General features: G+C 65.4%; 27 protein-coding genes. 17 read left to right on the forward strand and 10 right to left on the reverse strand.

Features of this window, described 5'->3' with window-relative positions; genetic code table 11:
* Positions 1-99 precede the first annotated feature (99 nt).
* Positions 100-1,704 (forward strand): phosphoenolpyruvate carboxykinase, encoded by a 1,605-nt coding sequence (locus AC1Q5P_RS17985; RefSeq protein ID WP_492519664.1) that lies wholly within the window; start codon positions 100-102, stop codon positions 1,702-1,704.
* A gap of 81 nt (positions 1,705-1,785) precedes the next feature.
* Here AC1Q5P_RS17985 and AC1Q5P_RS17990 read toward each other — a convergent pair whose 3' ends face one another.
* Both AC1Q5P_RS17990 and AC1Q5P_RS17995 read right to left on the reverse strand, forming a co-directional pair.
* Entirely contained in the window at positions 1,786-2,628 is an 843-nt protein-coding gene (locus tag AC1Q5P_RS17990) for an N-acetylmuramoyl-L-alanine amidase (RefSeq protein ID WP_492519665.1), read from the reverse strand.
* A 110-nt stretch (positions 2,629-2,738) separates the two neighbouring features.
* Positions 2,739-3,329, reverse strand: a complete 591-nt coding sequence (locus AC1Q5P_RS17995) for a J domain-containing protein (protein WP_062343718.1) — start codon at positions 3,327-3,329, stop codon at positions 2,739-2,741.
* Between the two features lie 40 nt (positions 3,330-3,369).
* Here AC1Q5P_RS17995 and AC1Q5P_RS18000 point away from each other — a divergent pair, with 40 nt between their 5' ends.
* The 3 genes from AC1Q5P_RS18000 to AC1Q5P_RS18010 are packed head-to-tail and all read left to right on the forward strand — an operon-like array spanning position 3,370 to position 4,974.
* Positions 3,370-3,642: a BolA family protein gene (locus tag AC1Q5P_RS18000; protein WP_156135697.1), complete on the forward strand. Its 273-nt coding sequence runs from the start codon at positions 3,370-3,372 to the stop codon at positions 3,640-3,642.
* The gene (locus tag AC1Q5P_RS18005; protein ID WP_039331567.1) at positions 3,635-4,087 is read left to right on the forward strand and encodes an NUDIX hydrolase; all 453 of its coding nucleotides are present in this window, start codon (positions 3,635-3,637) and stop codon (positions 4,085-4,087) included. The genes AC1Q5P_RS18000 and AC1Q5P_RS18005 overlap by 8 nt, the downstream gene beginning before the upstream one ends.
* Positions 4,084-4,974 (forward strand): pirin family protein, encoded by an 891-nt coding sequence (locus AC1Q5P_RS18010; RefSeq protein ID WP_492519666.1) that lies wholly within the window; start codon positions 4,084-4,086, stop codon positions 4,972-4,974. The genes AC1Q5P_RS18005 and AC1Q5P_RS18010 overlap by 4 nt, the downstream gene beginning before the upstream one ends.
* A 3-nt stretch (positions 4,975-4,977) precedes the next feature.
* Here AC1Q5P_RS18010 and AC1Q5P_RS18015 read toward each other — a convergent pair whose 3' ends face one another.
* Complete coding sequence (locus AC1Q5P_RS18015; protein WP_492519667.1) at positions 4,978-5,805, reverse strand: 23S rRNA (adenine(2030)-N(6))-methyltransferase RlmJ; 828 nt, start codon at positions 5,803-5,805, stop codon at positions 4,978-4,980.
* A 241-nt stretch (positions 5,806-6,046) separates the two neighbouring features.
* On the opposite strand from AC1Q5P_RS18015, the gene AC1Q5P_RS18020 reads away from it, so the two are divergent.
* The 4 genes from AC1Q5P_RS18020 to AC1Q5P_RS18035 all read left to right on the forward strand — a co-directional run bounded on the left by AC1Q5P_RS18020 (position 6,047) and on the right by AC1Q5P_RS18035 (position 9,738).
* Positions 6,047-6,367: a hypothetical protein gene (locus AC1Q5P_RS18020; protein ID WP_193827203.1), complete on the forward strand. Its 321-nt coding sequence runs from the start codon at positions 6,047-6,049 to the stop codon at positions 6,365-6,367.
* A gap of 6 nt (positions 6,368-6,373) precedes the next feature.
* Positions 6,374-7,912 (forward strand): methyl-accepting chemotaxis protein, encoded by a 1,539-nt coding sequence (locus AC1Q5P_RS18025; protein WP_193827204.1) that lies wholly within the window; start codon positions 6,374-6,376, stop codon positions 7,910-7,912.
* 105 nt (positions 7,913-8,017) lie between these two features.
* Positions 8,018-8,836, forward strand: a complete 819-nt coding sequence (locus tag AC1Q5P_RS18030) for an SDR family NAD(P)-dependent oxidoreductase (RefSeq protein WP_492519668.1) — start codon at positions 8,018-8,020, stop codon at positions 8,834-8,836.
* Positions 8,833-9,738, forward strand: a complete 906-nt coding sequence (locus AC1Q5P_RS18035; RefSeq protein WP_492519669.1) for an alpha/beta fold hydrolase — start codon at positions 8,833-8,835, stop codon at positions 9,736-9,738. Before AC1Q5P_RS18030 ends, AC1Q5P_RS18035 begins: the two co-directional genes overlap by 4 nt.
* A 3-nt stretch (positions 9,739-9,741) precedes the next feature.
* Here AC1Q5P_RS18035 and AC1Q5P_RS18040 read toward each other — a convergent pair whose 3' ends face one another.
* Together AC1Q5P_RS18040 and AC1Q5P_RS18045 are read right to left on the reverse strand one after the other, a co-directional pair.
* Positions 9,742-10,461: an extensin-like domain-containing protein gene (locus AC1Q5P_RS18040; RefSeq protein WP_492519670.1), complete on the reverse strand. Its 720-nt coding sequence runs from the start codon at positions 10,459-10,461 to the stop codon at positions 9,742-9,744.
* A gap of 45 nt (positions 10,462-10,506) precedes the next feature.
* Positions 10,507-11,562: a DUF2332 domain-containing protein gene (locus AC1Q5P_RS18045; protein WP_492519671.1), complete on the reverse strand. Its 1,056-nt coding sequence runs from the start codon at positions 11,560-11,562 to the stop codon at positions 10,507-10,509.
* A gap of 42 nt (positions 11,563-11,604) precedes the next feature.
* Between AC1Q5P_RS18045 and hisG the strand changes: the two genes are divergently transcribed.
* The 3 genes from hisG to nusB are packed head-to-tail and all read left to right on the forward strand — an operon-like array spanning position 11,605 to position 14,008.
* On the forward strand, positions 11,605-12,276 hold the full coding sequence (hisG, locus tag AC1Q5P_RS18050) for an ATP phosphoribosyltransferase (RefSeq protein WP_039331545.1): 672 nt from the start codon (positions 11,605-11,607) through the stop codon (positions 12,274-12,276).
* Complete coding sequence (gene hisD / locus AC1Q5P_RS18055; RefSeq protein WP_492476931.1) at positions 12,276-13,565, forward strand: histidinol dehydrogenase; 1,290 nt, start codon at positions 12,276-12,278, stop codon at positions 13,563-13,565. The genes hisG and hisD overlap by 1 nt, the downstream gene beginning before the upstream one ends.
* Positions 13,562-14,008, forward strand: coding sequence for a transcription antitermination factor NusB (gene nusB, locus AC1Q5P_RS18060; RefSeq protein ID WP_039331541.1), 447 nt, complete (start codon positions 13,562-13,564; stop codon positions 14,006-14,008). Before hisD ends, nusB begins: the two co-directional genes overlap by 4 nt.
* Before the next feature lie 52 nt (positions 14,009-14,060).
* On the opposite strand, the gene fghA is transcribed toward nusB, so the two are convergent.
* The 4 genes from fghA to copC all read right to left on the reverse strand — a co-directional run bounded on the left by fghA (position 14,061) and on the right by copC (position 16,613).
* Complete coding sequence (fghA, locus tag AC1Q5P_RS18065; RefSeq protein ID WP_039331539.1) at positions 14,061-14,906, reverse strand: S-formylglutathione hydrolase; 846 nt, start codon at positions 14,904-14,906, stop codon at positions 14,061-14,063.
* Positions 14,906-15,277, reverse strand: coding sequence for a VOC family protein (locus tag AC1Q5P_RS18070; protein ID WP_118073045.1), 372 nt, complete (start codon positions 15,275-15,277; stop codon positions 14,906-14,908). The genes fghA and AC1Q5P_RS18070 overlap by 1 nt, the downstream gene beginning before the upstream one ends.
* Before the next feature lie 98 nt (positions 15,278-15,375).
* Positions 15,376-16,221 carry a copper homeostasis membrane protein CopD gene (gene copD, locus AC1Q5P_RS18075; protein WP_492519672.1) on the reverse strand — a complete coding sequence of 282 codons (846 nt, stop codon included), beginning with the start codon at positions 16,219-16,221 and terminating at the stop codon, positions 15,376-15,378.
* 14 nt (positions 16,222-16,235) lie between these two features.
* Positions 16,236-16,613: a copper homeostasis periplasmic binding protein CopC gene (copC, locus tag AC1Q5P_RS18080; RefSeq protein WP_062343729.1), complete on the reverse strand. Its 378-nt coding sequence runs from the start codon at positions 16,611-16,613 to the stop codon at positions 16,236-16,238.
* Positions 16,614-16,756: 143 nt separating this feature from the next.
* On the opposite strand from copC, the gene AC1Q5P_RS18085 reads away from it, so the two are divergent.
* The 6 genes from AC1Q5P_RS18085 to AC1Q5P_RS18110 all read left to right on the forward strand — a co-directional run bounded on the left by AC1Q5P_RS18085 (position 16,757) and on the right by AC1Q5P_RS18110 (position 21,407).
* Positions 16,757-17,014, forward strand: coding sequence for a hypothetical protein (locus AC1Q5P_RS18085; RefSeq protein WP_492519673.1), 258 nt, complete (start codon positions 16,757-16,759; stop codon positions 17,012-17,014).
* Positions 17,014-17,466, forward strand: a complete 453-nt coding sequence (locus AC1Q5P_RS18090; protein WP_052241936.1) for a Spy/CpxP family protein refolding chaperone — start codon at positions 17,014-17,016, stop codon at positions 17,464-17,466. Before AC1Q5P_RS18085 ends, AC1Q5P_RS18090 begins: the two co-directional genes overlap by 1 nt.
* A gap of 4 nt (positions 17,467-17,470) precedes the next feature.
* Positions 17,471-18,037: an RNA polymerase sigma factor gene (locus tag AC1Q5P_RS18095; RefSeq protein WP_052241933.1), complete on the forward strand. Its 567-nt coding sequence runs from the start codon at positions 17,471-17,473 to the stop codon at positions 18,035-18,037.
* Positions 18,038-18,063: 26 nt separating this feature from the next.
* Positions 18,064-19,833 carry a copper resistance system multicopper oxidase gene (locus AC1Q5P_RS18100; RefSeq protein ID WP_492519674.1) on the forward strand — a complete coding sequence of 590 codons (1,770 nt, stop codon included), beginning with the start codon at positions 18,064-18,066 and terminating at the stop codon, positions 19,831-19,833.
* A complete protein-coding gene (locus tag AC1Q5P_RS18105; RefSeq protein WP_492519675.1) occupies positions 19,830-20,852 on the forward strand; it encodes a copper resistance protein B in 1,023 nt (340 codons plus the stop codon). The genes AC1Q5P_RS18100 and AC1Q5P_RS18105 overlap by 4 nt, the downstream gene beginning before the upstream one ends.
* An 81-nt stretch (positions 20,853-20,933) precedes the next feature.
* Positions 20,934-21,407: a DUF2721 domain-containing protein gene (locus AC1Q5P_RS18110; RefSeq protein ID WP_197423594.1), complete on the forward strand. Its 474-nt coding sequence runs from the start codon at positions 20,934-20,936 to the stop codon at positions 21,405-21,407.
* 264 nt (positions 21,408-21,671) lie between these two features.
* On the opposite strand, the gene AC1Q5P_RS18115 is transcribed toward AC1Q5P_RS18110, so the two are convergent.
* Positions 21,672-22,403, reverse strand: a complete 732-nt coding sequence (locus tag AC1Q5P_RS18115) for a DUF4136 domain-containing protein (RefSeq protein ID WP_052241932.1) — start codon at positions 22,401-22,403, stop codon at positions 21,672-21,674.
* Positions 22,404-22,471 lie beyond the last annotated feature (68 nt).

Raw genomic sequence — 22,471 nt, forward strand, 5'->3', positions numbered from 1 at the left:
GGTGACTATGCGCAGGTCGAGAATCAGCGCATTCGTATTCGCAATCCGTGCGCAAGCGGGCAAATCTCTGTCCAAAGCGCCACCAACGGGAGGCCCCAAGTGTCCGATACCAGCCTGAACGTGTCCCTCGCCAGCCAGGGCTATCCCGAACCGGCAGAGCTGTTCGCCAACCTCGGCACCGCGCCTCTGGTCGAACACGCCGTCCGCAACGGTGAAGGCCTGCTCTGCGTCGATGGTCCGCTCGTGGTCGAGACCGGCAAGCACACCGGCCGATCCGCCAAGGACAAGTTCATCGTCCGCGACGCCGAGACCGAGAACACCGTGTGGTGGGGCAAGACCAACGTGCCCATGACGCCGGAGCACTTCGCCGCGCTCAAGGCCGATTTCATCAAGGCCCTGGGTGAAAAGGACCGCCTCTACGTGGCCGATCTGTTCGGCGGCTCGCAGCCCGAACACCGCGTCAACGTCCGCGTCATCAACGAATTCGCCTGGCACAACCTTTTCATCCGCACCCTGCTGGTCCGCCCGACCACTGACGAGCTGGCCTCGTTCGTGCCGGAATACACCATCATCGACCTGCCGAGCTTCCGTGCTGATCCGGAACGCCATGGCAGCCGCAGCGAAACCGTGATCGCGGTCAACTTCACCGAGAAGCTGATCCTGATCGGCGGCACCGCCTATGCGGGTGAAATGAAGAAGTCGGTGTTCGGCATCCTCAATTACCTGCTGCCGACCAAGGGCGTCATGCCGATGCACTGCTCGGCCAACGTCGGTCCTGATGGCAAGACTGCCGTGTTCTTCGGCCTGTCCGGCACCGGCAAGACCACGCTGTCGGCCGATGCTTCGCGCACGCTCATCGGCGATGACGAGCATGGCTGGTCCGACACCGCCGTGTTCAACTTCGAAGGCGGCTGCTACGCCAAGATGATCCGCCTCTCGGCCGAAGCCGAACCGGAAATCTTCGCCACCACCAAGCGCTTCGGCACCGTGCTCGAAAACGTCGTGATCGATCCCGTCACCCGCACGATCGACCTCGACGACAATCGCCTCGCCGAAAACAGCCGCGGTTCCTACCCGATCGACTTCATCCCGAACTGCTCGGAGAAGAACCTCGGCCCGGTTCCGGCCAACCTGATCTTCCTCACCGCCGATGCCTATGGCGTCCTGCCTCCGATCGCGCGCCTCACGCCCGATCAGGCGATGTATCACTTCCTCTCGGGCTACACCGCCCGCGTCGCCGGCACCGAGATCGGCGTGACCGAGCCGGAAGCCACCTTCAGCACCTGCTTCGGCGCGCCGTTCATGCCGCGCCACCCGTCGGTCTATGGCAACCTGCTCAAGGAACGCATTGCCAAGGGCGGCGTGAAGTGCTGGCTGGTCAACACCGGCTGGTCGGGCGGCAAGGCCACGCAGGAAGGCATCAAGCGCATGCCGATCAAGGCCACCCGCGCCCTGCTCAACGCCGCGCTCGATGGCAGCCTGAACAACGCCACCTTCAAGAAGGACCCGAACTTCGGCTTCGAAGTGCCGGTCGAGGTTCCGGGCGTCGACACGAAGCTGCTCGATCCGCGCGGGGCATGGGCCGATGCCGAGGAATACGACAAGACCGCGCAGGAACTCGTGCGCAAGTTCGTCGACAACTTCCAGCAGTTCGCCGAACACGTTGACCAGTCGGTCCGCGATGCGGCGCCGGTAACCGCCTGATCGCAGGTACCACTGCTGAAAACGCTGCGGGGCTCCTTCGGGAGCCCCGTTTCGTTTCAGGCGCCCGCTTCCTTTCTGGCCTCAGTCCAGATCAAGATAGTGGCTGTGCACCCAACCGGTCTTGCTGGGCTTGCCCGCCGCATCGAGAGTGGTGACCTCGATCCACGATCCGTTCACGCCCATCGGCATGACCTTGCTGCCGTCAGCCAGCAACTGGACCACGGCGAAGTTCGTGCCCGGACCGCTGCGCAGGTTGAGCCCGCCGGGCGAGCGGACCACGCCCACGTTCGCGCCGTCCTGGTCGCGCCCGCCCAATGCCCGCTGGCGGAAGCGGACCATGTCGAACGCCGGGCCGGGATCGGACTTGCGCACCGGGGCGATATCGTCATGCCCGACGATCTCCGCAATCGGATAGACTTCGCGCAGCGCCCGCACGAGGGCGACCACGGCCTCGAACTGCGCTGCCGGATAGGCCTCCCAGCCGATCGGCGTGCGCGATCCATCGGGATTGCCGTTGCGATGGACCGCCATCACCACATTGTCGACCTTCTGCCCGGCCGCGTTGTACCAGCCATTGGCGCCGCCCCGCAGCGCCCCCCAGTTGGCGATCTCTATGCCGATGGAATGCTTGTTCAGCCCGGCGAGACCGCGCCAGCTCGACTTGCCCGCATGCCACGCCACGTCGTTGAAGTTGACGCATTGGATGATCGAGCCATCCCGGTCGACGACCACGTGTGCCGATGAATTTGTGTTTTCCCGCGAAGCGAACCAGTTGGCCGACGAGGCGGCAGATCCGCCTGCGGTAAAGTGCATTACCACGATTCCGGGCGGTGCCGGAAAGGCGCCGCCGGTGTTGCGCGATCTGATCTGTCTTACGGGATTGGAGTTGTCGTTGAGGATTCCGTTCTTGATGACGTAAGCCATGTCCGTGCCTCCATGTGCTGTTGGCATGGAGCGCATAGGAAATTTCCTATGAAAAGTCTGTGCGAGACGTCACCACACTGGCGCGAGAAATGTCATGCAGCGCCCGGAAATCAGGCGAACAGCGCACTGCCTTTGAGCAGGTTGTAGGCCTCGACCACTTCCTGCAGCCGCCCTTCGAAGGTCCGGTCGCCGCCGTTGCGGTCCGGGTGATACTTGCGCACCAGCTCGGAATAGCTCTGCCGCAACTGCCGCCGATCGGCGTCATAGGCCAGATGCAGCGCGTCATAGGCCTTGCGCTCGTCCGGACTGATCCCGCGCCGCGCCGCATCGGCCGCCTTCTGGTGATCGGCCCGCCGCGCCTTGGCGCGCTGGGCAATGGCCTCGAGCGGATCGGCAAAGTCCGCCCAGCGCGGCGCCTGGTCGATCCCGGCGTCGGGCCGGAACGCCCGGGTCTCGCGCTCCCAACCGGCCAGCGGCGATTGCGCCTTCAGGATTTCCTCCGGCGTCATTCCGGCAAAGAAATCATATCCCGAATTGAACTGCCGCACGTGTTCGAGGCAGAACCAGCGATAATCGCCCGGTCCGTCGAACCCGGATGAGCGCACGCCCGGCGCGCGGAACTCGCCCGGCTCGTCGCAGCCGGGGGCATTGCAGATACGCCCCGTACCCTGGACGCGACCGTGGAACTTGTCATTTCGCATGTGCTGTCCACATGGCGATGAAGACGCTAGAAGAAAAGCCATGACCGGACCAATCGCACAGGAAATCGAACGGCTTCTGACCGAAGCCCTCTCCCCCACCCATCTCGCTGTCATCAACGACAGTGCCAGCCACTCGGGCCACATGGGCGATGATGGCACCGGCGAATCGCACTTCACGGTAGAGATCGAAAGCGCCGCCTTTACCGGCCAGTCGCGCCTCAGCCGCCAGCGCATGGTCAACAAGGCACTGGGCGACTTGCCCGGCCAGCGCGTCCATGCTCTCGCCATCAAGGCCAAGGCTCCCGGTGAGTGAAACTCCGCGCCGCATCCGCCGCGCTGCCCGCATCCTCCTGCTCGACGAGCAAGACCGCCTGCTCCTCATCCGCTTCGCCCCGGCAGACCGCCGCCCGTTCTGGTGTGGCGTCGGGGGCGAATGCGATCCGGGCGAGGACTTCGCCATTGCGGCGGTGCGCGAGCTTTACGAGGAAACCGGCCTCGTCGTTGACCACTGCGGCCCCGAAGTCGCCGCCCGCGCCGACGATTACCTCACACTCGAAGGCGAACCGATCACTTCGGACGAACGCTTCTTCCGCGTCCGCACGCAAGGCTTCACCCCGGACACCTCGGGCCACACCGCCATTGAGCGCGAACTAATCAAGGAATTTCGCTGGTTTACCCGCGAAGAACTGGCAAACTGGCATGAACCGGTGTTCCCGGTGAATCTGCTCGAACTGCTTGACCTCGAGGCGGACGCATGACTGATCCGATCATCCAGACCATCACCCCCGTCGCCCATGATCTCGGCGCGTTCGAAGTCCGCCGCGCCATTCCTTCGCGCCAACGGACCATGGTGGGTCCGTTCATCTTCGTCGACCAGTTCGGCCCCGCCCACCTGCCTGCCGGCACCGCGATGGACGTGCGCCCCCACCCGCACATCAACCTCGCCACCGTCACCTGGCTGTTTGAAGGCGCAATCGACCATCGTGACAGCCTCGGCTCCTTCGCCACGATCCGCCCGGGGCAAGTCAACCTGATGACCGCCGGCACCGGCATCGTTCATTCCGAGCGTTCGCCGGAGACAGAGCGCCCCGGCGGCCCGCACCTTTATGGCATGCAGACCTGGCTCGCCCTGCCCGATGGCAAGGAAGAGATCGCCCCCGCCTTCGAACAGGTCACCGCCCTGCCGCTCGTCGAGGACGTCTGCGTCAGCGCCCGCGTGATCATGGGCACGCTCTGGGGCCAGACCGCGCCGACCACCCAGCACGCCGCCACGATCTACGCCGAAATCCTGCTGGCGCCGGGCGGCGCCCTGCCGATCGACGCCGAGGCCGACGAACGCGCCGTCATGCTCGTTGGCGGCGAAGCGCAGGTCGACGGCTTGCCGCTGGCCCTCTACGACCTCGTCGTCCTCGCACCCGGCGCCGTGCTCAGACTGCAGTCCGAAACCGGCGGCCGCGTCATGCTGATGGGCGGCGAAGCCTTTGCCACCAAACGCCACGTCTGGTGGAACTTCGTCAGCTCCAGCCGCGAGCGCATCAACCAGGCCAAGGCCGACTGGCAGGACGGCCGCTTCCCCAAGGTTCCGGGCGACGAGGAAGAATTCATACCCCTGCCCAAGGTGGCGACGACGGTGAGCTATCCGTAGTCGTCAGCTCAACCACTCCGCGCCCAGCGTGCCCCGATGCCCCTCCGGCGCCAGCGCGGCGCGAAGGGCTTCCAGCATCGGCGCCAGGCCTTGCGTAAAGGCATAGGGCGGATTCACGATGAACAGCCCTGCGCCGTTATAGATGCCGGGCTGGTCGGCATCGTAAAGCCAGTGCTCCACGTTCAGCAGCTTCGGGATGCCCAGCCTGCGCAGCTTTTCCTTCCAGTGCACGTGCGCAGACCGGTCCTTCAGCGGATACCAGATTACCGTCACGCCATGAGCCCACTTGCGGTGCGCGGCAGCGAGGGTCTTGGTGATCCGTGCGCGTTCGTCGGTCTGCTCGTAGGGCGGGTCGACCACCACCAGCCCTCGCGGGGTCCGGGTCGGCAGCATCGCCAGCCAGAACTCGTAGGCATCGCGCTCATGCACGGCAGCATGCGTGCCGCGCATTGCCCCGCGCAGGGCATAGGCGTCCTCGGGATGCTTTTCGTTGATGATCAACAGGTCTTGCGGACGGAGAAGCTGCGCCAGAATCCGCGGCGAGCCGGGATAGAGCAGCGGCTCAGGCCCGGCATTCACCGCCCGCACCGCGGCGCGGTAGTCGTCTAGCAGAGGGTTCGCGCCGGCAAAGACACGCTCCACGCCCTGCGCGGCCTCCCCGGTGCGCTGCGCATGATCCCCACGAAGGTCATACAACCCGCAACCGGCATGGGTATCGATCAGCGTCAACGCGCCCGGCTTTTGCTGGAGGGCACGGACCAAGGCAATCAGCAGGCTGTGCTTCACCACGTCGGCGCTGTTGCCCGCATGAAAGGAATGGCGATAGTTCACTGTGCTTCGATATCCCGACGACCGGCCCGGTACACGCCAGAGCGCCCCAAGGTGATCAGCCTCGTAAGCTCCAGCCGCCGCCACATCAACCGGGCAGAGATTCGATCACCCGTGAAGACATAGCCCAAGCGCGCGAAGCCCTCCGTTCTATCAATCCGTTCATAAATCCTGCGTCCGACCCACGCATTTTCCCGGAGCACGTCCTAGGCAACCAGAAATAATCTTTCGTTATCGCAAGCTTATGAGGACAGAGGCGCATCCGCGAGAAACCAGCCAGTCCGGCAGCCTTGCGCTGCTGGGATTTGCAGGCGTCCTTCTCCTCGCCACCGCACTTGCACCAAGGCAGGGTTCGGCGCTTGCCGTGCTTTCACTCCTGCCATCCGGGTCGGCGTCCTACGTTAAATGGGCGACGGAGCGGGGAGGCCGGATCGTCGGCACGACACCGCTTGGCGGGTTGATCATCGATCATGCTCCCGACGGAGCGTTCTACGCAGCATTGCGACACGGCACGATCGCCATTGCGGTCCCACTGGGGCTGTGCAGTCCCACACCAGGAAGTTGAACGGCCATGGAACAATTGCAGGCACTTCGCGCAAACGGTCTGCGGGCACTCGCCTTCACATCGATGATCGGCGCCCTGATCATATGCGTTGGAGCGATCTGGGCTGGATCGGGCATAATCCCCCCGATTGTCGCGGCCGTCGCGGCAGGCCTCACCACTTTCGTCGCCAGAAGCCCGGACGGCGATGCCACACAGCGCTGTGCTGTCGCCGCGGGCATAATGACTTTCCCGATGATCCTGCTCTACCAGTGGGCCGGATCGGCCTGGATGGTCGACCTGCACATGGTCTTCTTCGCCTGCCTTGCGATCATCGTCGTTCTCGCAGACTGGCGTCCCATCGTCACCGGTGCGGCATTGACGGCAGTCCACCACCTGCTTGGCAATCTTGTCGCGCCTGAACTGGTCTACAACAATGGCGGCGACATTCTGCGGGTAATCCTGCACGCGGTCGTCGTCGTTGCCGAAACTGCCGCGCTGGTGTTCCTGAGCGTTCAATTGCAGCGCCTGATCATTGCCCAGGCAGAAGCCGAGGCGCACAAGCTTGCCATGGAGGCGGCTGCCGCCGCCGAGCGGCAGCGTATCGCCGACGAACAGAGACTGGTAATCGCAGCCGTCGAGCAGCGGCTCGAAGAGCTGGCCGGCGGCGATCTCAGCACCAAGATCGAAGTCGATTTTCCGCCAGCCTACATCAAGCTCAAGAACAGCTTCAACGCCGCGACGAGCGATCTGGACCGGCTGGTCGGCGCCGTATCGTCCACCACCAACCACATTGCCCGTGGCTCTTCCGAGATCCGCGGGGCGTCGGACGACCTCGCGCGCCGGACCGAGCAACAGGCGAGCGCCCTCGAACAGAACACCTCGGTCACGCGCGAACTCGTAGCCGAGATCGATCAGACCGCCAGAAACGCAGGCAACACCCGGGAAGCCATTGGCGAAGCCCAGCAGTTTGCCGAAACGGGCGGCGCGGTCGTATCGAGTGCGGTTGCCGCGATGAACGAGATCGAACGGTCCTCCAATGAAATCGGACAGATCATCTCCCTGATCGATGGCATCGCCTTCCAGACGAACCTGCTCGCCCTCAACGCCGGTGTCGAAGCAGCGCGCGCTGGCGATGCCGGCAAGGGTTTCGCAGTAGTCGCGACAGAAGTCCGCGCGCTGGCGCAGCGCTCCGCCGAAGCGGCGAGCAGCATCCGCAATCTGATCCAGACGTCGAGCGAACAGGTCGCCCAAGGCGTCAGCCTTGTCGGCCGGACCGGAACGGTGCTCGACGATATCGTCAGCCGCGTCTCGCAGGTCAGCGGCTCGGTTTCGGAAATTGCCGATTCTGCGGTACGCCAATCGGCAGAGCTCGCGCGCGTCACCGGTTCCTTTGCGAACCTCGACACCCTTACGCAGCAGAACGCTGCAATGGTCGAGGAAAGCAACGCAGCGGCCCACCAGCTCGCAAGAGCGGCAGAGGAACTGCGCCAGCTGGTCAGCAGGTTCCGCACCAGCCAATTCGATACCACCGCAGATCGCATGGCCCCGATGCTGCGGGTGGCTTGAAAACGACGCACGGCCGGAAGGAATTCACCCCCTTCCCTCCTTTGCAAAAGCCTGACACGATGCCTTTAACGGGTCGATTAAGGCCCGACGAAGGAGAGCAGGCCGATGGCATTCGCAGGGCAGGTCACGTGGATTACCGGGGCGTCGTCCGGCATTGGCGCAGCATTGTCACGGGCCCTTGCTGCGCAAGGCGCGCATCTGATCCTGTCCGGCCGGAATGAAGCCGCGCTTGGCGAAGTCGCAGAACAGTGCGGCAGCGCCCTCGTCCTGCCATTCGAAGCGACTGACTATGCCGCCGCTGCCCGCGCGGCCGATCAGGCATGGGGCTGGAAGGGCCGCGTCGACATGCTGGTCAACAATGCCGGCATCTCGCAGCGCTCACTGGCTATAGACACTGCCTTCCCCGTCTATGAACGCATTGTCGCGGTTGATCTGCTTGCGCCCATCGCGTTGACGCAGGCCCTCCTGCCGCGCATGGCTGAGCGCAAGTCCGGGCGGATCGTCATGGTCTCGAGCATTGCCGGCAAGGTCGGCTCGCCGCTGCGCACCGGTTACAGCGCGGCCAAGTTCGGCCTGTTCGGCTATTCCGATGCGCTGCGCGCCGAGGTCGCCGGACTTGGCATCAAGGTCCATGTGATCGCGCCCGGCTCGATCCGCACCGACGTTTCGCGCAACGCCATGACTGCCGACGGATCGCGACGCGGGGTCAGCGATGCGGTCATTGAGCGCGGGCTCGACCCGGATGTAGCTGCAGGAATGATGCTCGATGCCATTGCTGCGGACGAGCGTGAGATCATCATGGGCGAAGGCATGGAAAAGGAAATCGGCGAACTGCGCCGCACACCTGATGCGCTGCACGACCGCATGGCCGCAGTCGTCGCAGCAGGCTATGCGCAAAAGATGGACGAAGGAGCGCCGGAATGACTGCACTTGCCCCTGCAACGCCACTTCAGCGCGTGAAACTTGCCAGCGGGATCGAACTCGATGTGCTGGATGTGGGTCCCCGCGATGCACCGGCCCTGATCTTTCTCCACGGCTTCCCCGAAAGCCACCGCACCTGGCGCCACCAGATCGCCCACCTCTCCTCCCGCTTCCGCTGCATCGCGCCCGACCAGCGGGGCTATCGCGGCTCGTCCAAGCCCGAGGGCGTGGAGAACTACACCCCGGACAAGCTGATCGGAGACGTGTTCCAGCTTGCCGATGCATTGGGCGTGCAGCAGTTCACGATCCTCGGCCATGATTGGGGCGGCGCGATCGCCTGGGGCGTTGCGCTGCTCGGCCAGGGGACACGCGTCACCCGCGCGGTCATCGCCAATGCCCCGCATCCGGTGATCTTCCCGCGCCTGCTCTGGACCGACCGCCAGCAGCGCGAGGCCAGCCAGTACATGCGCGCCTTCCGTGATACTGCAAACGATGCCATGGTGCGCGAACATGGCCTCGGGGCGCTGTTGATGAAGGCGCTCAACTGGAACCGCTCACCGGTAATGGAAGAGGAAGAGCGCGCCGCCCTGTTCAAGGACTGGTCGAACCCTGATGCCGCAATCGCCATGCTCAACTGGTATCGCGCCAGCCAAATGGCCGTCCCCCCGATGGACGCTCCGTTCGGACTGCCTGAAGGCTATCAGGACACTCCCGTCCCGCCGCTGCAGATACCAACGCTGGTGATCTGGGCGATGGACGACATGGCCCTGCCGCCGTGCAACCTGGATGGCATGGACAAGCTCGTCACCAATCTCACCGTAGAGCCGGTGCACGATTGCGGGCATTTCGTGCCATGGGAAGCACCGGAAACGGTGAACGCCGCGCTCGACAGGTTTCTTGGCTGAAGCCTAACGGCAAGCCGCCCAGCCGCCAGCGCGCTGCGCCTGGTCGAGGTGCAGGTGGTCGGCATGGGCGGCGTTGTAATCGGGGGACAGCACGGTAGAGAAGCTGAGGCACGCCGCATCGCGCACGGCCCGGAGGAACGCCGCTTTCTCGTCGCCCGCTCCCCAGTCCTTGAGCACTGAAACGCGGCGTCCGTCCTCCAGCACGAACGCGCTCACATCGATGGCGTTGCCGGTCGCGTGCTCGCTCCACGTCCCTTGCTGCCCGCCACCAATCCTACGGCAGTTGCTGGTGCCGAAATGCTCGACCGATGCAACAGCGCTGCCAAGCAGCCGCTGCGCCGCGGGCTGGATGCCATGCTGCAGCCACAGGGCCAGCCCCGCATCGATCGCGCAGGTTGCCTGCGCTCCGCCCGGTGCCAGCTTCACTTTCGCCTGTGCCAGACCTTGCAGAACCTGCCGGTCATGCCGCAGGCATTGCCCTTCGCCAGCAGGCGGCAGGGCCTCGGCCATGATTCCGCTGCTGTCCAGAAACCTGCTGCACACCGCTCGGTCACTCCGCAACGTCTGCAGCTTCATCGCTGTCGCCCAGCCCGGTGGATCGGCCAATGCCAGCGGCGCCCATGGGTTATGCTCGGGATGCCGTTGCACCCATTCACGCCCCGCCAGCCCCGCCGAACCGATGATCAACAGGACGACGACAGTGCGGAGAAAAGAGCGGCGCATCCTCGCTCAACCCTTGCGCGCAGCGATCGTTTCGCGACGTAGACCTTAGGGCAGCCACTCCACCCAGGCGCCATGGGCATGGGCGGTGCCGAGCAAGGCAGGCTCCTCTCCGCCGGGCCAATGGCGCACGGTCAATTCATGCCGGAAGGTCTGGCGGTTGGTTTCCAGCATGACCCATGCCAGCCGCCGCGAGGCATCGGCGTTCGCGCCCGCCTGCGCCATCAGCGCCTCGATCCGCGCCCGGGTTTCGGCCGGCAGATATTGCCAGACGATGGAATGGAAGATCACGCGCGTGGTGTCTTCCTCCTGCGGTGCCGCCAGCCGCTCGGCCACGAAGTCGCCCGCATCCATCTGCACCACGTCCGGCGCCCGCTGGGCCGCAAGCGCAATCGCCGCATCGATCCGCCCTATCCGCTCGGTCACCTCAGCCCAGACATAGGACTTCAGCCGCAGCGCCTGTTCCGGATCGGCCAGGTTCATCGGCGCGCGATCGCATCCCCTGATGCCGACGATCTCGACCCCGGCCCGCGGCGGCGGGGCCCCCCGCCATTCCGGCACGATCCGCATCGGCGAATCCGCGGGGCCAGTGGTCATCCCGCCAAGGTCGAAGAAGAAGCGCTCCATCATCGTGTTGACGCCAGCGCTTGCGCCCAGCTCGTTCAGCTCGAAGCGCGGGCCAATGCGGACCGAAAGCCACAGCAGCGCCGCCATGATCGAGGCCGACCGCCCAGCCTCATTGGTCTGCGGGGGTCCATCCAGCCACGGCAAAAGCTCCGCATCATGCTCCCGGGTCACCGCCACCACCAGCGCATCGACTTGCCCCTGATCGGTCACCTCGCCGCGATAGACCGGCGCCAGCCGCATGTCCTTGCCGGTCAGCACCAGATTGTGATGTCCGCCAGCCAGCCGCAATGGCAGCGCATCTTCCAGCGGCTTTCCCGGCCACGCAGCGATTCGCCTGCCCACCTCGGTTTCGCGATCCAGCAGCCGCAATTGCGCCCGCACCACGCGGCCAGTGCAGGGTGCACCATTGTTCGTGGCGTGGTCTGCCTGCCATTCTATGGCCTTTGCGACCTGTTCGATCTCCATGATCGGGTTCATTCGGTTGCCCTTTGCGCCGTGCTGCCATAAGGGCGGCGGGTTATGTCCACCGCCGCACCGCTCGTTTTCGCCCTGCCCAAGGGTCGCATCCTCGACGAGGCCCTGCCTCTGCTCGAGAAGGCCGGGATCGTGCCCGAGGCCGATTTCTTTAACAAGGCCTCGCGCGCACTCTCCTTCGCCACGAACCGCGACGACGTGAAGATCATTCGCGTCCGCGCTTTCGACGTGGCGACCTTCGTCGCGCATGGCGCGGCGCATGCCGGCGTGGTGGGATCCGATGTGATCGACGAGTTCGACTATGCCGATCTCTATGCGCCGGTTGATCTCGACATCGGGCACTGCCGCCTTTCGGTGGCCGAGCCGGTCAGCATGGTGGAATCGGGCGCGAACGCGCGCGAAAGCCACGCCCGCGTGGCGACCAAGTACCCCAACCTGACGCGGCGGCATTTCGAAAAGCTTGGCGTTCAGGCCGAAGTCGTCAAGCTCAACGGCGCCATGGAGCTGGCCCCCTCGCTGGGCCTCGCCAGCCGCATTGTCGACCTGGTGTCGACCGGTCGGACGCTCAAGGAGAATGGCTTGGTCGAAACCAGCCAGATCCTGCCCGTCTCGGCCCGCCTGATCGTCAACCGGGCCGCGCTCAAGACTGACAGCGCCCGCCTCGGCGCACTGGTCGATGCTTTCCGCGAGATGGTCGCCACAAGGAAGGCCGCCTGATGCTGCGCCTCAAGTCCAGCGATTCCGGCTTCGCCAAGGCCTTCGCCCGCCTCGTCAAGGACCGCCGCGAGAGCGACGAGAACGTCGCGCGCGACGTGCAGACGATCATCGATGACGTGCGCATTCGCGGCGACGAAGCGCTCGCCGAATACACCGCCAAGTTCGATGGCCACGCTCCGGCAGATGACGACTGGCGCATTTCGCCCGAAGCCTGCCGCGAAGCCTTCGACGCGCTGAAGCCCGATCTTCGCGCCGCGCTCGAACTCGCCGCACAGCGCATCCGCGACTATCACCGCGCCCAGTTGCCGGAGAATCGCGACTATACCGACGCCAGCGGCATGCGCCTCGGCGCACGGTGGAGCGCTGTAGATGGCGCCGGGCTTTATGTCCCCGGCGGCCGCGCAGCCTATCCCTCGTCGCTGCTGATGAACGCCATTCCGGCCAAGGTCGCTGGCGTCGAGCGGCTCGTCGTCGTCACGCCGACGCCCAAGGGGGAGGCCAACCCGCTGGTTCTGGCCGCAGCCCACCTTGCCGGTGCCGACGAGGTCTGGCGCGTGGGCGGGGCCCAGGCCGTGGCCGCGCTCGCCTATGGCACCGGCCGGATCAAACCTGTCGATGTCATCACCGGACCCGGCAACGCCTGGGTAGCCGAAGCCAAGCGCCAGCTGTTCGGCGTGGTCGGTATCGACATGGTCGCAGGGCCATCCGAAATCCTTGTGATTGCCGACGCGAAGAACGATCCGCAGTGGATCGCCGCCGACCTGCTCAGCCAGGCGGAGCACGACCCGGTGGCGCAGTCGATCCTCATTACCGACGATGCCGCCTTTGCCGATCAGGTGGCGGACATGGTCGGCGTCGAGATCGCCATGCTGCCAACGGCCAAGGTCGCCAAGGCCAGCTGGGACGATTACGGCGTCATCATCGTCGTGGACTCGCTTGACGAAGCTCCCGCGCTCGCCAACGCCCTTGCCGCCGAACACGTCGAGATCGCGACCGACGATCCGCAAGCCCTGTTCGACAAGATCCGTCATGCCGGCTCGGTCTTCCTTGGCCGCATGACCCCCGAAGCCGTCGGCGATTACGTCGCCGGGCCGAACCACGTCCTGCCCACCGGGCGCCGCGCGCGCTTTTCCTCGGGCCTTTCCGTTCTGGATTTCATGAAACGCACCAGCTTTATCGAGGCGACTGACGCCGCGCTTGCCGCCGTTGGCCCCGCCGCCATCGCCCTTGCCGAAGCCGAGGGCCTTGCCGCCCACGCCCGTTCGATCGAAGTGAGGCTGGGCCTGTGAACGCGATCTCGGGCAAGGCCCGCGCCGCCTCGCGTCTTGCCGCGGTGCAGGCGCTCTACCAGGTCGACATGGAGAAGACCGCGCTGCACCTGCTGCTGGACGAGTTCCACCAGCACCGGCTGGGCGCGGAGATCGAGGACGTCGAATACCTCAAGGCCGACGTCGCCTTCTTCGATGATGTGGTGAAAGGCGTCGACGCCCGCCGCAACGAGATCGACCTGCTGCTCTCGTCCAAGCTGGCGAAGGGCTGGTCGCTCGCCCGGCTCGACAAGACCATGCTGCAGATCCTGCGCGCCGGCTCCTATGAACTGCTCGCCCGCAAGGACGTGCCGGTGGCAACGGTCATCACCGAATACGTCGATGTCGCCCACGCCTTCTTTGAAGAGCGTGAGGCGAAATTCGTCAACGGCGTGCTCGATGCCGTGGCCAAGGACGTGCGGTAAGAGAAAGCTCCTCCCCGTTTTCCCGAAGGACAAAGGGGGGGATTTCCAAACGCTACAACCGCTCGGCATGCCAGCGGATGTGGTCTTCCATGAACGTGGAAATGAAGTTGTAGCTGTGGTCGTACCCCGGCTGCAGCCGCAGCGTCAGGTCAACGCCAGCCGCCTTGCACGCCGCGTCCAGCAGTTCGGGCCGTAGCTGCTCCACAAGAAACCCGTCGGCATCGCCCTGATCGACCAGCACCGCGCCTGCGGGCCGCTTGCCATCCTCGATCAGCGCCACGGCATCATGGCTGCGCCATGCCGCACGGTCATCGCCCAGATAGCCGCCCAGTGCCTTGTGGCCCCACGGCACCTGCCCCGGCGCGACGATGGGCGCGAAGGCCGAAAGCGACTTGAACTTCTCCGGGTAGGTCAGCCCCAGCGTCAACGCGCCGTGCCCACCCATGGAATGGCCGGTGATGCCCATCCGATCCAGATCGACCGGGAAGTTCGCGCCCAGCAGGGCGGGCAGTTCCTCGGCGATGTAGTCCCACATGCGGTAGTGCTGTGCGAACGGCTCCTGCGTGGCATTCACATAGAACCCCGCGCCAAGGCCGAAATCGTAGGCCCCATCCGCATCGTCGGCCACGCCTTCGCCACGCGGCGAGGTATCGGGCGCGACAAAAACGATGCCGAGTTCGGCGCACGCCTTGCGGTATTCGCCCTTGTCGGTGACGTTGGCGTGGGTGCAAGTCAGCCCCGAGAGGTAGACCAGCACCGGAAGCTTCGCTCCGTCCACCGCCTGTGGGGGCAGGAAGACCGAAAAGGTCATCCCCGTCCCCGTCGAGGCGGACTCATGCTTGTAGACACCCAGCGTTCCGCCGTGCGCCTTCGATGTCGAGACCGTTTCGAGTGTCATCAGGCGATGATGTCCAGCGCGCACAGCTTGTTGCCGGCGGGATCACGCAGATAGGCAAGGTAATAGGGCGAGCCTTCACGCGGTCCCGGCGGGTCTTCGCAAGCCGTGCCACCTGCCGCGACGCCAGCGGCGTGCCAGGCGTTGGCCTGTTCCGGATTCATGCGGAAACCGATGGTTCCACCGTTGGCGCCGCAGGCCGGCTCGCCATTGATCGGCTTGGTCACGATGAAAAGGCCGCCGTTGTGCTGGTAGATCAGGCGTCCCTTGGGGTCCGTGATCGCCTCTGGCCCACCGAACGCGGCGAAGGTGGCATCGTAGAACTTCTTGGCAGCGTCGATATCGTCGGCGCCGACCATGACATGGCTGAACATAGGCTCTCTCCCGTTGACAGGTTGCAGCGGCAAGAGAGCTAAGCCACTGGCTTGTACGGTCAAGCGTCCCTGCGGGAATTCTTTGTTGCCATTTGGCCTCAAGCCAGAGGGTCAAGCACGCCAAGCAAGGCGACTGCGCCGACAACGCCAAGACCCGCCGCAAATTCCAGCACAAGGGAACGGCGCAGGCGCGCAGTGGCGCCAGACTCGCCTCGTTCGAGCGCCGGGACGATCCGCCAGCGGTTGCCTGCAGCCAGCGCCAGCATGACGGCGAACAGCGCAAGCTTCACCGCAAGTATGCTGAACCAGCGCGCCTCGAACATCATCGGCCATCCGGCAATCGCCAGCGTGTTGAGCAGGCCGGTCAGGATGAGGACCGCCACCACCACGCTCCCGGTGCGGGCAAATCGTGCGAGTGCGCCAGTATCTGCCCCCTCGCGCGACAAAGCCGAAGTGACGAACACGGCCAGAGCGCCGATCCATGTCGCTGCGGCAAGGACGTGCGCCACGTCCGATACCCGGTGAAGCGCCATTTCGCTGGCGCCAGCGTGGCCGGTCCACGCCACCGAGCCGAGCGCAACGCTCCCCGCCAGCGCCAGGATCGGCAGGCGCAACACGCACAACGGCACGAAGCAGGCGAGGAACACTGCGGCGAGCGCGGTCAGCCGCCACTCCATGACCTTGCCCAGCGGCGTCTGCGCCAGCACGACCTCTGCCGTCGCCTGATCGAGTTCGGCCAGAGTGATGCCGGCCATGGCGGCAACGCTTTCAAGCGCCCACCATGCAGAGGCAAAGGCCGCGACGATGGCCAGCAGGGCCAGCACGAGGCGGGCGCGGAAAGCCAGCACCTGCCCCGCTGCCAGCGCATGCAGGGGCACGCCCGCCACAAGCAGCAACGCAAGATACGCCGCTGCGCGTGCGGCCAGAAGGCCAGTCGTTTCCACGCCCCCGGGCCCTGTCAGCGAACCGTGAAGGCGTACTGGCCCTCGATGCGGTGCTGGTCACCGGCAACGGCATGCCACTTGAGGTTGTAGGTGCCGGCAGGCAGCGCACGCGGCAGGGTAACGGTCAGGACCTTGCCCGATGCAACGCTCTTGAAGCCCTTGATCGGCATCGGCGCGTGGTTGGCCATGCCGGGCATGCCGGTCATCACCAGTTCGATGCCCGAGAGCGGGCCGACCAGCTCTTCGGAGAACGTCAGGGTCAGCTTGGTCGGCTTGGCCACGGCGGTGTTCGGCGCCGGGTTCGACGAAAGGAGCTTGGGATGGGCAAAGGCTGCGCCGGGCAGGGCCAGCATGGCAAGGGCGGGAGCAGCAAGGAGCGCAAGACGGCGCATGGAAAGTCCTTTCGGGTTGGGATCTGCAGTGTGATACGCAGAGCGTGGGACCATCCCTCAAGCCATAGCGCAAATTTTGTCTTGAGGGATTTGGCCCGGGCGCGCGTAATGGGAATCGCGTGGAAAAAGGAAACCAGCCAGCAATGGCCGATATCGACGAACTCTTGGGCGCTCTTGCCGCCAAAGCGACACCGCCTTCGCTCTCCATCATCGATGACGAAGTGATGCGCGGACTCACCCGGAGGCGCGAGAGCGCCACGGCACGGCGCGGCATGGTGATGGCCGTGGCGATTGCCGCTGTCGTCGGGATCGTCGGCTCCGTCGCGCCCGCGGCTCCGGCACAGGCAGAACCCCTGTTCGGCATACCCTCGGGCGCGCCCTCGCACCTGCTGGCGGACTGATGGGCGCGGCCATGCGCTATGTCGTGGTTGCGGTGGTCTCGGCCGCCGTCGCCCTTGCCGCCAGCCACTTTGCGCGTGGCTTCATGCCGATGCAGCACGGCAGCGAACTCCACCAGCTGATGCACGAGCGACTCGATCTCTCCGCGCAGCAGAACCAGGAGATCGACCGGCTCGAGGCGGAATTCGCGAACACGCGTCGCACGCTGGACGATCGCCTGCGCGCCTCGAACGCGGACCTTGCCCGCGCGATCGAGAGCGAACACCAGATCGGCCCGAAGGTGACCGGCGCAGTCGATGCCTCGCACATGGCGATGGGCGAGCTGCAGAAGGCGACACTGGCCCATGTCTTTGCCATGCGTGCAGTGCTCAAGCCCGATCAGCAGGCGATCTTCGACCGCGAGATCGCCCGCGCCCTGACTTCGCCCGACCGTCCTTCCCCCGACCGCCGCTGAACAAGTGGCGGGGGGCGACGCTCCAGGGGAAAGCGACCCACAACTGGTCGCAAGCGCGCTTGCGGGCCGGCAGAGCGCCTATGCAACGCTGCTCGCACGCCATCGCGAAGCCGTGTTCCGGCTCGCCCGTCACCACGCCGGCGACGAGGGCGAGGCACTCGACATAACGCAGGAAGCCTTCATCGCCGCCTTTGCCTCGCTGGCGAAGTTCGACGCCGCACGCCCGTTTCGGGCCTGGCTGATGCGCATTGCCGTCAACAAGTGCCGCGACTGGGCGCGGCGTCGTGCGGTGCGACGGCTTTTCCGCATGGCGCGGCCCCTGGAAGATGCCTTCGATGTTGCCGATCAGAACCTCGATCCCGAGGCGCAAGCGATCTCGCAGGCCGAACTGGCGCGCGTCTCGGCTGCCATCGCTGCACTTCCAGCCAATCTCAAGGACCCGCTGATCCTGTGCCGCCTCGAAGGGATGAGCATGGCCGAAGCTGCCGACGTGCTCGGCCTGACCGAGAAGGCCGTCGAGACGCGGATCTACCGGGCGCGGCAGAAATTGTCGGAACTGCTTGAGGGATAACCCGTCTTCCTGCGTAATCGCAGGTAATGACCGACATGCTCCATCTCAACCGCCGCAACCTGCTTCTCGGAGCCGGTGCCCTCGCCGCAACGCCGCTTGTCCCTGCCTGGGCGCAATCGGGCCACGGTGGTCATTCTCGTGAAGGCGGCGCCATGGCCGGGCGCAACACCGGCGGCGTCCTCTCGGGCGAGAGCATCGCCCTGTCGATCGGCGCGGCCAGATTCGCGGTGGGGGACCGTTCCGCCCCGGCCATCGCGGTCAACGGCTCGATCCCCGCCCCGCTCATCCGCCTGCGCGAGGGGCAGAAGGTGCGCATCGCCGTCAGCAACGCGCTGGCCGAACAGAGCTCGATCCACTGGCACGGGCTGCTCGTGCCGTTCCAGATGGATGGCGTGCCCGGCCTGTCGTTCCCCGGAATCGATCCGGGCGAGACTTTCACCTACGAGTTCCCGATCGTGCATTCGGGCACCTTCTGGTATCATTCGCACTCGGGAATGCAGGAGGCCGAAGGGCTCTATGGCCCGATCGTTATCGACCCGGCCGAGCCTGACACCGCCGCCCCGTTCGACCGCGAATACGTGCTGATGCTGGCGGACTGGAGCCCGATGAACCCGCACGAGCAGCTCCGCAAATTGAAGGCCATGGGCGGCTATTTCAACTGGCAGCGGCAGACCGTCGGCGGCTTGCTGAAAGGCAAGGACCAGAGCCTGAAGGAGCGGCTCGAATGGGCAAAGATGCGCATGGATGCGACCGACATCTCGGACGTCACCGGCGCGACCTACGCCTTCGTCATCAACGGGCACGATACCGCCGCCAACTGGACCGCGCTGTTCCGCCCCGGCGAACGGGTCAAGCTGCGCATCATCAACGCCTCGTCGATGACCAACTTCAACTTCCGCATCCCCGGCCTGCCGATGACTGTCGTCGCGGCCGACGGCTGCAACGTCCAGCCGGTCGAGACGGATGAGTTCCAGATCGCGATTGCCGAAACCTACGACGTCATCGTCCAGCCGACCGACTCCGCCCCCTTCGGCATCATTGCCGAGGCGATCGACCGCTCCGGGCTGGTGCGCGCCACGCTTGCGCCGCAGATCGGCATGGCCGGTCCCATCCCTGCCCGCCGCGCCCGCCCGGTGCTCACCATGCGCGACATGGGCATGGACATGAGCGGAATGGACATGGGGACGGGTGGCGAGATCGACCTGTCACAGCCCGCCAACGAAAGCATGGCCGGCCATTCGATGAAGATGCGCGATCTATCGCTCGCGCCGGGCGTCAAGCCGGGGCCGGGCGTCGCCACGATCTCGCCGATGCCCGCAGACCGCCTGGCCGACAAGCCGACCGGCCTCGAAGATGTCGACCATCGCGTGCTGACCTATGCCGATCTGCGCTCGCGCGATGCCAATCCTGACCGGCGCACGCCCTCGCGCCAGATCGACGTGAACCTGACGGCCAACATGGAACGCTACATGTGGTCCATCGACGGCGAGACTATCTCCGATGGCGCCAAGCCGATCCCGTTCCGCACGGGCGAGCGGGTTCGCGTCAATCTCATCAACCACACGATGATGCCGCACCCGATCCACCTGCACGGCCACTTCTTCGAACTGGTCACGGGCGAACCGGGCAACCGTCCGCGCAAGCACACCGTCAACGTCCTGCCCGGCGGCAAGGCCAGCTTCGACCTGACGGCCGATGCCGAGGGCGACTGGGCCTTCCATTGCCACATGCTGCTGCACATGCATGCCGGGATGATGCGCGTCGTCACGGTACGCGCTGCGGGAGACGCAGCATGAAGCGCCTTCTGCTCGCCGGTGCAGCCCTGATCGCCACGCCATCGCTCGCGCAGGAAGCGCAGGACCCTCACGCCGGCCACGACATGAGCCAGATGCAGGGCATGGACCATTCCGGGCACGACATGGGCGCCATGAACGACCAGCCTGCTGACGGGGCGGCAATGCAGGGCATGGATCACTCCATGCACCAGCAAACCGCGCCCGATGCGCCTCAAGCGGGCACGCCGATGGATCATTCGGCCCACATGGGCCACACCATGCCAACGGTATCCGACAGCGAAGTCGGCAACGCGCCCCCGCCGCCCGTCCCGACCGACCATCCCGCCGATGCCTTCTGGGACAAGCAGCGCATGGCCCAGGCCCGCGCCGATCTCTCGAAGGAAGGCCGCTTCTTCGGCAACGCGCTGATCCTCGACCGCTTCGAATACCGCCCCCGCAATGGCACGGACGGCTACGCCTGGCAGGCCATGGGCTGGATCGGCGGCGATATCGACCGGCTGGCCGTGGAAACCGAAGGCGAAGGGGGGTTCGGCGAACCCCTCGAGACCGGCGAAGTCCGCGCCGCCTGGCGCCGCGCCCTCGATCCGTGGTGGAACTTCGAACTCGGCGTGCGGCAGGATTTCGGTGCCGGACCGGACCGGACCTACGGCGTGGTCGGCTTCGAAGGCCTTGCCCCCTACTGGTTCGAGGTCGGCGCCCACGCCTTCGTCTCGAACAAGGGCGACGTGCATTTCCGGCTTGAAGCGGAACACGACATGCGCCTGACCCAGCGCCTCATTCTGCAACCTTCAATCGAGATCGACGCCTCCGCGCAGGACGTGCCCGAACTCGGCATCGGCGCGGGGATCGAGAAGATCGAACTGGGCACCCGTCTGCGCTACGAGTTCGCCCGCGAATTCGCCCCCTATGTCGGCGTCCATTGGGAGCGCAAACTGGGCGAAACGGCCCGGCTGGCACGGCTCGAAGGCGAAAGTCCATCGCAGGTCAGCGCCGTCGTCGGCGTGAGGATGTGGTTCTAGCGCAAACCCGGCCGAATTCGTATCCGGCTTGCCCGCCCGCGGCGCAACGTGCGACAAGGCGGTGATGCAGCGAGACTTTTCATGAATCCGGGTCATAGCGGCGTGATCGCCCAGACCATACAGCTGGCACTGGCCCCGGTGTTCGTCCTCGTGGCGATCGGGAACATCATGAACATCCTGACGACGCGGCTGGGCCGCATCGTCGACCGCTCACGCGCGCTGCAAAGCCAGCACGCCGAGACCACGGGCCGGGAGCACGATCTTGTCGTGATCGAGATCCGTTACGTCGATCGCCGCATCCACCTCATCGGCAGGGCGCTGTTGCTGCTGGTGGTGTCGGGACTCGCCATCGGCGTTACCGTGGGATCGCTGTTCATCGGCGAAATGGCCGGCCTCGAACTGCGCAACCTCACCGGCATCACCTTCTTCGGCGCCATTGCCCTGCTGATGATCGCGCTGGTCTACCTTCTGCTGGAAACGCGCATTGCGGCACGTTCCCTGCGCCTGCCGCAGGGGCTGCTCGAGCTCGAACGCGACATCCCGCACCAGCAGTAAATTGCCGGGCGATTGGCGCTGCAAAATGATCGAAATGGTAAAGCCCGACGCGGCGCGAACGTTGTCGCATCCTCTCCCAAGGCCGCGTCGGGCAACGTTTACCCGGGCTGAATAGCGCATCCCCAAAGGGCTGTCACAAACAATCCGCGATCGTCCGCAGCATGGCGCAAACCTGATGCAAACGCACAACACCCTGCCTGCCGCACAAGCAGAAAGGCCCCGCATCGCTGCGAGGCCTTTTTGCATTCGGTCCGTCGGGAAAGGTCAGTTGACCTTCTTCACCGTCTTCTTTTCCGGCGCGATCGAGATCCTCACCGTTTCCCCGTTGTTGCCGGGGAAGTCGGTAAACATCGCCTCGACGAGGTTCGGTACGACATAGGACAGGCGATTCGAGGACGAAGCTGCTTCAGCCTTGCCTTCAAACAGGCGCTGGCCATCGGCGCGGCGATCGATCTTGAGGTCCATGCCCGAGGTGTAGACGGTCACGACATCGACGCTGTTACCCCAGCCGGGACCGCCGAAGAAGAACGGATCGTTCCACCCCCAGCCCCAGCCACGGCCGTAGAAGCCTGCGCGGCCCCAGCCTCGACCATAACCCGGGCCCCAGCCGCCCCAGCCACCCCAACCGCCCCAGAACGGGTCGGCAAAGCCGGTGGAGCGCACGCGATCACGCCCGCCATCGATGCCGTAGTCGAACTTGACCAGCAGGTCGGCATTTTCAGGAGCGGCGGGCTGATAGCCCAGCTTCTCCATCTGCTTGCCCACCAGCGATGCATACTGCGCGAACTCGAGCCCGCCTGCATCCCTGGGATCGTCGGCGACGACCGCGAAGGTCTGGCCAGCGGGTGCCGGCAACTGCGCCTGGAAGCGCTTGACGTCGGCCTTGAACGGCGTGGCGCACCCGGCGAGCGAGACGAGCATCAGCGAAACTGCCGAAAGCCCCAGAAGCCGGCGCTTGCCGGAAGAAGAGGGCTTCACTTGCGAAACGGAATTCATCCTTGCGACTCCTGTTATGCGTCCGCCGCCCCTTGCCAGACACACGCACTGCATAGCATGCCGCCTTT

This window comes from Novosphingobium sp. GW835-FHT14H07 (assembly GCF_058793515.1).

What these genes read in the sequence shown, in the direction of transcription:
- AC1Q5P_RS18085 (WP_492519673.1), top strand. Translation starts at nt 16,757, where the DNA reads ATGGCCGATATCGACGAACTCTTGGGCGCTCTTGCCGCCAAAGCGACA.
- AC1Q5P_RS18105 (WP_492519675.1), top strand. Translation starts at nt 19,830, where the DNA reads ATGAAGCGCCTTCTGCTCGCCGGTGCAGCCCTGATCGCCACGCCATCG.
- AC1Q5P_RS18040 (WP_492519670.1), bottom strand. Translation starts at nt 10,461, where the DNA reads ATGCGCCGCTCTTTTCTCCGCACTGTCGTCGTCCTGTTGATCATCGGT.
- AC1Q5P_RS18020 (WP_193827203.1), top strand. Translation starts at nt 6,047, where the DNA reads ATGAGGACAGAGGCGCATCCGCGAGAAACCAGCCAGTCCGGCAGCCTT.
- AC1Q5P_RS18070 (WP_118073045.1), bottom strand. Translation starts at nt 15,277, where the DNA reads ATGTTCAGCCATGTCATGGTCGGCGCCGACGATATCGACGCTGCCAAG.
- AC1Q5P_RS18090 (WP_052241936.1), top strand. Translation starts at nt 17,014, where the DNA reads ATGGGCGCGGCCATGCGCTATGTCGTGGTTGCGGTGGTCTCGGCCGCC.
- fghA (WP_039331539.1), bottom strand. Translation starts at nt 14,906, where the DNA reads ATGACACTCGAAACGGTCTCGACATCGAAGGCGCACGGCGGAACGCTG.
- AC1Q5P_RS18110 (WP_197423594.1), top strand. Translation starts at nt 20,934, where the DNA reads ATGAATCCGGGTCATAGCGGCGTGATCGCCCAGACCATACAGCTGGCA.
- AC1Q5P_RS18000 (WP_156135697.1), top strand. Translation starts at nt 3,370, where the DNA reads ATGACCGGACCAATCGCACAGGAAATCGAACGGCTTCTGACCGAAGCC.
- hisD (WP_492476931.1), top strand. Translation starts at nt 12,276, where the DNA reads ATGCTGCGCCTCAAGTCCAGCGATTCCGGCTTCGCCAAGGCCTTCGCC.
- AC1Q5P_RS17990 (WP_492519665.1), bottom strand. Translation starts at nt 2,628, where the DNA reads ATGGCTTACGTCATCAAGAACGGAATCCTCAACGACAACTCCAATCCC.
- AC1Q5P_RS18115 (WP_052241932.1), bottom strand. Translation starts at nt 22,403, where the DNA reads ATGAATTCCGTTTCGCAAGTGAAGCCCTCTTCTTCCGGCAAGCGCCGG.
- AC1Q5P_RS18025 (WP_193827204.1), top strand. Translation starts at nt 6,374, where the DNA reads ATGGAACAATTGCAGGCACTTCGCGCAAACGGTCTGCGGGCACTCGCC.
- copC (WP_062343729.1), bottom strand. Translation starts at nt 16,613, where the DNA reads ATGCGCCGTCTTGCGCTCCTTGCTGCTCCCGCCCTTGCCATGCTGGCC.
- AC1Q5P_RS18045 (WP_492519671.1), bottom strand. Translation starts at nt 11,562, where the DNA reads ATGAACCCGATCATGGAGATCGAACAGGTCGCAAAGGCCATAGAATGG.
- AC1Q5P_RS18100 (WP_492519674.1), top strand. Translation starts at nt 18,064, where the DNA reads ATGACCGACATGCTCCATCTCAACCGCCGCAACCTGCTTCTCGGAGCC.
- AC1Q5P_RS17995 (WP_062343718.1), bottom strand. Translation starts at nt 3,329, where the DNA reads ATGCGAAATGACAAGTTCCACGGTCGCGTCCAGGGTACGGGGCGTATC.
- AC1Q5P_RS18010 (WP_492519666.1), top strand. Translation starts at nt 4,084, where the DNA reads ATGACTGATCCGATCATCCAGACCATCACCCCCGTCGCCCATGATCTC.
- AC1Q5P_RS18035 (WP_492519669.1), top strand. Translation starts at nt 8,833, where the DNA reads ATGACTGCACTTGCCCCTGCAACGCCACTTCAGCGCGTGAAACTTGCC.
- AC1Q5P_RS18030 (WP_492519668.1), top strand. Translation starts at nt 8,018, where the DNA reads ATGGCATTCGCAGGGCAGGTCACGTGGATTACCGGGGCGTCGTCCGGC.
- hisG (WP_039331545.1), top strand. Translation starts at nt 11,605, where the DNA reads ATGTCCACCGCCGCACCGCTCGTTTTCGCCCTGCCCAAGGGTCGCATC.